This window comes from Stenotrophomonas sp. CFBP8994, from assembly GCF_034044835.1.
In the GTDB taxonomy this organism is placed as follows: domain Bacteria; phylum Pseudomonadota; class Gammaproteobacteria; order Xanthomonadales; family Xanthomonadaceae; genus Stenotrophomonas; species Stenotrophomonas rhizophila_A.
The window spans coordinates 778105-786630 of the sequence record NZ_JAXCWT010000003.1 but is presented as its reverse complement, the minus strand read 5'-3'; the positions used below and the strand labels follow the sequence as shown (position 1 = coordinate 786630).

General features: G+C 66.7%; 8 protein-coding genes. 4 read left to right on the top strand and 4 right to left on the bottom strand.

Annotation, left to right across the window (positions count from 1 at the left end; translation table 11 throughout):
• Positions 1-419: 419 nt before the first annotated feature.
• Positions 420-1631: a tyrosine--tRNA ligase gene (gene tyrS, locus SOM39_RS12010; RefSeq protein ID WP_093532964.1), complete on the bottom strand. Its 1212-nt coding sequence runs from the start codon at positions 1629-1631 to the stop codon at positions 420-422.
• Positions 1632-1798: 167 nt separating this feature from the next.
• On the opposite strand from tyrS, the gene SOM39_RS12005 reads away from it, so the two are divergent.
• Together SOM39_RS12005 and SOM39_RS12000 are read left to right on the top strand one after the other, a co-directional pair.
• Complete coding sequence (locus SOM39_RS12005; RefSeq protein ID WP_095362624.1) at positions 1799-3262, top strand: M23 family metallopeptidase; 1464 nt, start codon at positions 1799-1801, stop codon at positions 3260-3262.
• A gap of 66 nt (positions 3263-3328) precedes the next feature.
• Positions 3329-4453, top strand: a complete 1125-nt coding sequence (locus SOM39_RS12000; protein ID WP_320458470.1) for an anhydro-N-acetylmuramic acid kinase — start codon at positions 3329-3331, stop codon at positions 4451-4453.
• A gap of 10 nt (positions 4454-4463) precedes the next feature.
• On the opposite strand, the gene SOM39_RS11995 is transcribed toward SOM39_RS12000, so the two are convergent.
• From SOM39_RS11995 to SOM39_RS11985, 3 genes are all read right to left on the bottom strand, one after another.
• Entirely contained in the window at positions 4464-4691 is a 228-nt protein-coding gene (locus SOM39_RS11995; RefSeq protein ID WP_093532961.1) for a hypothetical protein, read from the bottom strand.
• A gap of 85 nt (positions 4692-4776) precedes the next feature.
• Positions 4777-6150 carry an AmpG family muropeptide MFS transporter gene (locus SOM39_RS11990; RefSeq protein WP_068848722.1) on the bottom strand — a complete coding sequence of 458 codons (1374 nt, stop codon included), beginning with the start codon at positions 6148-6150 and terminating at the stop codon, positions 4777-4779.
• Complete coding sequence (locus tag SOM39_RS11985; protein ID WP_068848720.1) at positions 6147-6947, bottom strand: exodeoxyribonuclease III; 801 nt, start codon at positions 6945-6947, stop codon at positions 6147-6149. The genes SOM39_RS11990 and SOM39_RS11985 overlap by 4 nt, the downstream gene beginning before the upstream one ends.
• 163 nt (positions 6948-7110) lie before the next feature.
• Between SOM39_RS11985 and pyrE the strand changes: the two genes are divergently transcribed.
• Both pyrE and SOM39_RS11975 read left to right on the top strand, forming a co-directional pair.
• Positions 7111-7770 (top strand): orotate phosphoribosyltransferase, encoded by a 660-nt coding sequence (gene pyrE, locus SOM39_RS11980; protein WP_068848718.1) that lies wholly within the window; start codon positions 7111-7113, stop codon positions 7768-7770.
• 15 nt (positions 7771-7785) lie between these two features.
• Positions 7786-8454, top strand: coding sequence for a hypothetical protein (locus tag SOM39_RS11975; RefSeq protein WP_068848715.1), 669 nt, complete (start codon positions 7786-7788; stop codon positions 8452-8454).
• The last annotated feature ends 72 nt before the right edge of the window (positions 8455-8526 follow it).

The window sequence follows — 8526 nt, the reverse complement described above, 5'->3', positions numbered from 1 at the left end:
GGCCTCAGCGCCTTTCTCCGTGTGCCCCGACGTTTCCGTCGTTGCGAGCCGCCCATTATAGCTGGCTTTTCCGCTTCGTCAACACCTTTTTTCGAGGTGTTTTGCGTATCGACTAACAGTCGATACCTACCTGGTGGTAGATCACGACCGTTGGTCGTGATGCCCGGAAGACCCGAGGGCCTTTCGTCGAAGCGAGCCGCCTATTATGTCAGGCTTTTCGTTTCCGTCAACACCTTCTTTCGAAGAAGTTGAAGTCCTGTTCCTTCGCGGTTGCCGCCTTGCGGTGGCCCCTACGTCGGGGGAGGGAAAGTATGTCCCCAACCGCCTCGTTTGTGAAGGGGGTGCATGACCTTTTTTCACGGTTTTGTGCATTCATTCATGCTGGTTCCGCGCCCGAAGGCGCGAAACCCTTGTGGCGCTTAGGCGGCGACCAACAGCACGCGTGCAAAGTTGCGCTTGCCGACCTGCAGCAGGCCCTCGAAGCCGGGCACGAACAGCTGCTGGGCATCGTCCACCACCTCGCCGTCCACCTTCACCGCACGCTCCTTGAGCTTGCGCGAGGCCTCCGAGTTGCTCGGGGTCAGGCCGGCTGCGGTGAGCAATGCACCAATACGCAGGCCTTCAGCGGGAATGGCCACTTCCTGCAGCGGCAACAGGGTCACATCGCCCTGCCCGGTCACGGCAGCGTTCCAGCCGGCAATGGCCAGCTCGGCCGCGTCGGCATCGTGGAAGCGGGTGGTCAGCTCACGCGCGAGGCGCAGCTTCACCTCACGCGGGTTCAGGGTGCCAGCGGCGACCTGCTCGCGCAGGCTGACCGCTTCGGCCTGGCTGATCTCGAAGGAAAGCAGCTCGATCCAGCGCCACATCAGGTCGTCGCCGATCTTCATGGTCTTGGTCACCATGTCGATCGCCGGTTCGCTGATGCCGATGTAGTTGTTGAGCGACTTGGACATCTTGGCCACGCCGTCCAGGCCTTCCAGCAGCGGCATGGTCAGCACGATCTGTGGCTTCTGCCCGTAGTGCTCCTGCAGGCCACGGCCCATGAGCAGGTTGAACTTCTGGTCGGTACCGCCCAGTTCGACGTCCGCTTCCAGGGCTACCGAGTCGTAACCCTGCACCAGCGGGTACAGGAACTCGTGCAGGGCGATGGACTGCTGGGCCGCATAGCGCTTGGCGAAGTCGTCGCGCTCGAGCATGCGCGCCACGGTGTGCTGGCCGGCCAGGCGGATCATGTCGGCCGCGCCCATCTTGCCGAACCACTCCGAATTGAAGCGCACTTCGGTCTTTTCCCGGTCCAGCACCTTGAACACCTGCTCTTCATAGGTGCGCGCATTGGCCAGCACGTCGTCCTTGCTGAGCGGCTTGCGGGTGACGTTCTTGCCGGAGGGGTCGCCGATCATCCCGGTGAAGTCGCCGATCAGGAAGATGACCTGGTGGCCGAGGTCCTGGAACTGGCGCAGCTTGTTCAGCAGCACGGTATGGCCCAGGTGCAGGTCCGGGGCGGTGGGGTCGAAACCAGCCTTGACCCGCAGCGGGCGGCCGCTTTCCAGCCGCTGGCGCAGCTCCTCGATCTTGAGGATTTCATCGGCGCCACGGCCGATCTGGGCAAGGGCTTGTTCAATCGAGGACACGTGCAACTCCCGGCGATGCCTTATTTACATGAATGACGTTAAGTACAAGTTAACCGCAAGCGCTTCACAAAAGCCAATAGGCACATGGGTTTGACGCGATATTTATACCTGTCTATGTTACCGACGTTTGGGCCCGCGCTCCCGGGCCAGCCAGGAACACACCGACGATGCTGAATACCGATCAAGGCCGCGCGCGCAAGCAGCGCTTCAAGGAACGCCTTCACGTTCTCCACGACACCGCCCTGCATCGGAAGCTTCGACAGCATCTTCCCGCTGCTTTCAATGAGCGCTGGACCCGCCGCCACTGGATGCACGCCAGCCTGTTCGCCACCATCGGCGCCCTGGTGGCCACCATTGTCCCCGGCTTCTCGCACACCATCGAGTCGCCCTACTCGGTCAGCCATTCCACGCTGGCCCTGCCCTTGCCGCCGCTGTCCCAGGAGCGCCTGCAGCAGGTGCCGGGCGACAGCTGGCAGGTACTGCGCGTGCAGCGCGGCCAGACCCTGAGCAACCTGTTCGACGAAGCCGGCATTTCGCCCACGGTGATGCACCAGGTGCTGGAGCATCCCGGTGCGCGCGACGCGCTGACCAAGCTGCGCCCCGGCGCCGAGATCGCCTTCGACCTGCCGCTGAGCGGGGAGCTGCGCACGATCCGCTTCGACCGCGATGCCGACAACCGGGTGGAGCTGTCGCTGAAGGGCGAACAGATCACCGAGAAGGTCAGCAAGCGTGAGAGCTCCACCCGCCGGGTGGTGACCAGCGGCGAGATCACCAGTTCGCTGTACGCGGCGGCGCGCAAGGCCGGGCTGTCGCCGTCGGCCATCGCGACGATGACCGACGAGATCTTCAAGTACGACATCGACTTCTCCAAGGACCTGCAGCCCGGCGACCGCTTCAGCGTGGTGATGGATGAGACCTGGCGCGAAGGCGAGAAGGTGGACACCAGCAAGATCCTGGCGGCGACCTTCACCTCCGGCGGCAAGACCTACAGCGGCTTCCGCTTCGACCGCAACGGCAAGTCCGAGTACTTCGACGTGAGCGGGCGCCCGCTGAAGAAGAGCTTCATCCGCATGCCGATTCCCTTCGCCCGCCTGAGCTCGACGTTCGGGGCGCGCAAGCACCCGGTGCTGGGCAAGATGCGCATGCACAAGGGCGTGGACTACGCCGCGCGCACCGGCACCCCGATCATGGCCGCCGGCGATGCACGCGTGCAGTTCGCCGGCGTGCAGCGCGGCTACGGCAACGTGGTGATCCTCGACCACGGCCGTGGCCACACCACCCTGTACGGGCACATGTCGCGCTTTGGCAAGATCAAGACCGGCCAGCGCGTGGCGCAGGGCACGGTGATCGGCTACGTGGGCTCGACCGGCCTGGCCACCGGCCCGCACCTGCACTACGAATTCCGCGTCAACGGCGTGCACCGCAACCCGCTGTCGGTGACGATGCCGCCGCCGGAGCCGCTGCAGGGCAGCGAGCTGGTCGCCTTCCGCGCGCAGACCGCGCCGGCGCTGGCCCGCATCCAGGGCATGGAGAAGCTGATCTACGCCGACGCCAGCCCGGCGCCGAAGGCCGACCAGGCCGCTACCACCACGGCCAGCGCGGCCAAGCCGGCCAAGGGCAGCCGCGGCTGATCGCATGCATTGACGGCGGCAACAGGTTGCGCGGAAGCTGCACGCACCCTGTTGAACCGCCTGGCCATGACTTCAGCTGATCCGCATACCCCGCTCTACCTGGGCCTGATGTCCGGCACCAGCGCCGATGGCATCGATGCCGCGCTGGTGCAGTTTCCCGCCGAGGGCGGCTGCCGCTACGTCGATGGGCTCACCCACCCCTGGGACCCCGCCATCCGCGCCGAGCTGGTGGCGCTGGGCGAAGGCGGCGAGCTGGGCTCACTGGATACGCTGGGCCGGATCGATGCGCAGATCGGCATCACCTTCGCGGCCGCCGCCAACCGCCTGCTGGAACAGGCCGGGGTGAGCCCGGCGCAGGTGCGGGCGATTGGTTCGCATGGGCAGACGGTGCGGCACCGGCCGCTGGCCGATCCGGCGTTCACCTGCCAACTGGGCGATGCCAACCGGATTGCCGAGCTGACCGGCATCACCACGGTGGCCGACTTCCGCCGCCGCGACGTGGCCGCCGGTGGGCACGGGGCGCCGCTGATGCCGGCCTTCCACCTGGCGATGCTGGGCACGGCCGATGAGGACCGGGCGGTGTTGAACCTGGGCGGGATCGCCAACCTGACCCTGATTCCGCGCGTGGGCACCCCGCGTGGCTTCGATACCGGGCCGGCCAACGCGCTGATGGATGCGTGGTGCGAGCGGCATACCGGCACGCCGTTCGATGCCGATGGCGCGTTTGCGGCCAGCGGGCAGGTGGATGAGGCGCTGCTGGAGCACTGGCGGGCCGAACCGTGGTTCGCGCTGCCGCCGCCGAAGAGCACCGGGCGCGAGCAGTTTCATCTGGCCTGGGCCGAGGCGGCGATGGCCGTCCGCACCGTGGCGCCTGCGGACGTGCAGGCGACGCTGCTGGAACTGACGGCGGCCACGGTAGCCGACGCGCTGCTGGCCCACCTGCCGGAAGCAACGCGGGTGCTGGTGTGCGGCGGCGGTGTTCGCAACCCGCAGCTGCTGCGCAGACTCACCGCGCGGTTGCCTGGGGTGGTGGTCGAGTCCAGTGCAGTGCACGGGCTGGACCCGGATTACCTGGAAGCGATGGGGTTTGCGTGGTTGGCGCACCGGACGCTGCAGGGGTTGCCGGGCAACCTGCCCAGCGTGACCGGGGCGCGCGGGCCGCGGATATTGGGCGCCATTCACCCAGCGTGATGGGGGCTGCCTAGAACGCCTTCACGTCCGGGAGGGCCTGGAGGGCGGCGATGGCTTCGGCCAGGGCGTTTACTTCGGGGTCGTGGAAGCCGCTGCGGACTTCCAGTTCGCTGGCGAACAGGCCCTGCTCGAGCAGGACCACGCAGGTGTGTTCGCGGGTCCAGCCGCGTGCGACAGCGACCCGCCGGATACGCTCGTTCAGCAGCGGATCGAGATCGCGCAGCACCAGATCAGCCATGTGTATTCCCCCGTTGGCAACGCACCGCCCCCACGGCACAACGGGTTCGATGATGGCCCAGCCGGGGGGTACGGGCAAGCACCCCTCAGCTGGCCGCGCGCAGGTGCCGGCGCTGCTGCACGATCAGCAGGGCGCACAGGATCACCACCGGGATGGCGATCAGCGCGGTGCCGACGAAGAACAGCGCGTAGCCTTCCAGCAGGGTGCGGCCCTGGGCCAACGACTGCACCGCCCAGCCTGAGAGACCCTTCAGCGCCTTGCCGGGCATGGCATAGAACGAGCTGAGCAGGGCGTACTGGGTGGCGGTGTAGCCGATGCTGGTGAGGCTGGACATGTAGGCGATCAGCGCGGTGCCGGCAAACCCGCCCGAGAGGTTGTCGATGGCCATGGCGATGGCGAAGCTGGTCGGGTCCGGCCCGACGTAGGCCAGCCAGGCAAACGCCAGATTCGAGGCCGGGCCCAGCACGGCGCCCACCAGAAGGGTAGCCAGCACGCCCCAGCGCACCGAGACCAGCCCGGCGGCGGCAATACCAACAAAGGTGGCGATCAGGCCGACCGAGCTGCGCACTGCGCCCACCGTCTCTTCGGTCAGGCCGAGGTCGACGTAGAACGGGTTGGCCATCGGGCCCATGATGAAATCGGCCATGCGGTACACGCTGATGGCCAGCAGGATCAGGATGGCGCCGCTGCGGTGCTCGCGGACGAAGGCAATGAATGGCCCGACCAGTGCATCGAACAACCCGCGCGGGGTCCACAGCGGGGCCGCCTGAGTCTGCACGGCGATCTGCGCGCGCACCGGTTCGCGCGCCATCACCACCGCCACCACGCCCAAGGCCATCAGGCCGGCCATGATTTCGTAGGACATCTGCCAGCCCACGCGGGCGGCGATCAGCAGGATCAGCGCATCGGTCACCAGCAGCGCGGTGCGGTAGCCGAGCGCGGCGGTGGAGGTGAGCAGGCCCAGCTGTTCGCTGTTGTCGGCGCTTTCAATGCGCCAGGCGTCGATGACGATGTCCTGGGTGGCCGAAGCGAAGGCCACCACGGTGGCCATGATCCCGAACACCAGCATGTGTTCCCAGGCGATGCCCAGAATCAGGATCTGGCCACCCTTGGGATGGACCACGGCCATGCCGATCAGGGCGGCGGCCACCACCGCCTGGGACAGCAGCATCCAGCCGCGGCGGCGGCCGAAGCGGCCCAGCAGCGGGGCGTCGACCTTGTCCACGATCGGCGCCCACAGGAACTTCATCGAATAGGCCAGGCCCACCCACGACAGGAAGCCGATGGTGTCCAGCTCGATGCCTTCCTTGCGCATCCAGAAGCCGAGCGTGTTGCCCACCAGGTAGATCGGCAGGCCGGAGCTGAAACCCAGCAGCAGCATGGCCAGCACCTTGCGCTCGCGCAGGTTGGCCAGCACCCGCTGCCACGGGCGACGGGGCTTGGCGGCCGCTTCACTCATGGGGCGTAGTCCACCGTGAACGGAGCATGGTCGGAGAAGCGTTCATCGCGGTAGATCGAGCATCCACGCAGGCGATCGCGCAGGCCGGGACTGACGAACTGGTAATCGATGCGCCAGCCGACGTTGTTGGCGCGGGCCGCGCCGCGGTTGCTCCACCAGGTGTAATCCTCGCCGGTGGGGTGCAGCAGGCGGTAGGCGTCGGTCCAGCCCTGGCCGCCAGCCACGTCCAGCGCCTGGCCGGCATCCACGCACTGGCCATTGAGCCAGTCACGCTCGGGCGGCAGGCAGCCGGAGTTCTTCTGGTTGGATTTCCAGTTCTTGATGTCCAGCGCGGAGCGGACGATGTTCCAGTCCCCGCACAGCACGTAGTCGCGGCCGCTGGCCAGCCACTGGGCCAGGATCGGGCGCAGCCACTCCATCACTTCGTACTTGAAGCCCTGGCGCAGGTCGCCGGAGCTGCCGGAGGGGATATAGAAGGACACCACGCTGAGGTTGCCGTAGCGGGCTTCGATGTAACGGCCTTCGTCGTCGAACGGCGCCCAGCCCAGCGAGGTGATGACCTGGTCGGGCTCACGCTTGCTGTAGATGGCCACGCCGCTGTAGCCCTTCTTGGTGATCGCGTCACGGTAGAAGCAGTGGTGGCCGTCCGGGCGGAACATGGGATCGGTCAGCTGGTCTTCCTGGGCCTTGGTCTCCTGGATGCAGAGCACGTCGGCATCCTGGGCACGGAACCACTCGAGGAAACCCTTGGTGGCGGCGGAACGGATGCCATTGGCGTTGAAACTGATGATGCGCATGCTGACCCGGGTCTGGTACGTAACGGGCAAAGCATACCGGGTTGCCCGGCCCATCGGCTGGCCGGATCCGGCCATTGCAGGGGCCTGCGGCGGCCGGTCGCGAGCCTGAATTGCCGGTCATGCTTTACGATCTGCGCTCCAAGAGAATTGAATAGAGCGTTAGATGAGCGACCACCGTCACCGTTTCCTGCAGCTGGCCTTGACCGCCGATGCGCTGCGTTTTGGCCAGTTCACCCTCAAGTCGGGCCGCCTGAGCCCCTACTTCTTCAATGCCGGCCGCTTCGATTCGGGCGCCAGCATGGTCCAGCTGGCCGCTTGCTACGCCGACGCGGTGGAAGCCACCGGGCTGAAGTTCGACGTGGTGTTCGGCCCAGCCTACAAAGGCATTCCGCTGGCCACCGCCACCGCCTGTGAATTCGCCCAGCGCGGCCGCGACCTGCCGTTGAGCTTCAACCGCAAGGAAGCCAAGACCCACGGTGAAGGCGGCAACCTGATCGGCGCGGACATGAACGGCAAGCGCGTGCTGATCGTGGACGATGTGATCACCGCCGGCACCGCCATCCGCGAGGCGCTGGGCATCATCAAGCAGGCTGGCGGTACCCCGGCCGGCATCGTGGTGGCGCTGGACCGCCAGGAGATCGCGTCGGAAGACGACCGCCGTTCGGCTGCCCAGGCCGTGGCCGAAGAGGCCGGCATTCCGGTGGTGGCCGTGGCCACGCTGGCCGACCTGCTTGATTTTGCCTCCGGAAATCCGGAACTTGTGGGGTACCGGCAGCCGCTGGAGGACTATCGGTCCCGTTACGGCAGCCGTCCTACGCGTTGAGAGCAGGGGGCTCCCATGTCCAGGATTGCCACGTTCACCATCATTGGCCTGTTGCTGGCCGCGCCTGTGCTCACGGCCCAGGCCCAAAGCAAACACAGCAACACGCCGGCCAAACCGAAGAAGCTGTTCTGCTGGAACGAGGGCAAGGAGCGGATCTGCAGCGATGCCCTGCCCCAGGACGCAGTGAACAGCGCCCGTGAGGAGTTCAGCGTCAACAGCGGCCTGCGCAAGGGCGGGGTGGACCGCACCCTGACCGAGCAGGAGCGCGCCGATGCCGCCGTGGCCGCCGCGCAGCGCCAGCTCGACCAGGCCGCTGAAGATACCCGCCAGCGTACCGAGCAGGCCATGCTGTCCACCTACCAGGACGAGGCCGACCTGCGCCGGGTGTTCGTGGAGCGCACCGGGATCCTGGACAACAACGTGCAGACGGCCAACTACAACGTGGCCAGCCTGCGCAGCGCGCTGGTGACCCTGCTCGGCAGCGCGGGCGACCGCGAACTGGCCGGCCAGCCGGTGGCCCCCAAGCAGGCCGAGGACATCCGCCTGCGCCACGCCGAACTGGTGGCGCAGAAGCGCATGCAGGACTCCTACGTGGAGCAGCGCAAGGCGCTGGATGTGGAGATCGAGGAAACCCTGCAGCGGTACCGGTTGTTGAAGGGCGTTTCTACCGACCCGCGCGGGTGAGTTGATAGCAGCGAAAGGGCGGATGCGCGGGCATCCGCCTTTTTTTATGCACTTTTTACGGGTTGGGCACGG

Coding starts and splice junctions, on each gene's coding strand:
- SOM39_RS12005 (WP_095362624.1), top strand. CDS start 1,799: ATGCTGAATACCGATCAAGGCCGCGCGCGCAAGCAGCGCTTCAAGGAA.
- SOM39_RS11995 (WP_093532961.1), bottom strand. CDS start 4,691: ATGGCTGATCTGGTGCTGCGCGATCTCGATCCGCTGCTGAACGAGCGT.
- SOM39_RS11975 (WP_068848715.1), top strand. CDS start 7,786: ATGTCCAGGATTGCCACGTTCACCATCATTGGCCTGTTGCTGGCCGCG.
- SOM39_RS12000 (WP_320458470.1), top strand. CDS start 3,329: ATGACTTCAGCTGATCCGCATACCCCGCTCTACCTGGGCCTGATGTCC.
- SOM39_RS11990 (WP_068848722.1), bottom strand. CDS start 6,150: ATGAGTGAAGCGGCCGCCAAGCCCCGTCGCCCGTGGCAGCGGGTGCTG.
- SOM39_RS11985 (WP_068848720.1), bottom strand. CDS start 6,947: ATGCGCATCATCAGTTTCAACGCCAATGGCATCCGTTCCGCCGCCACC.
- pyrE (WP_068848718.1), top strand. CDS start 7,111: ATGAGCGACCACCGTCACCGTTTCCTGCAGCTGGCCTTGACCGCCGAT.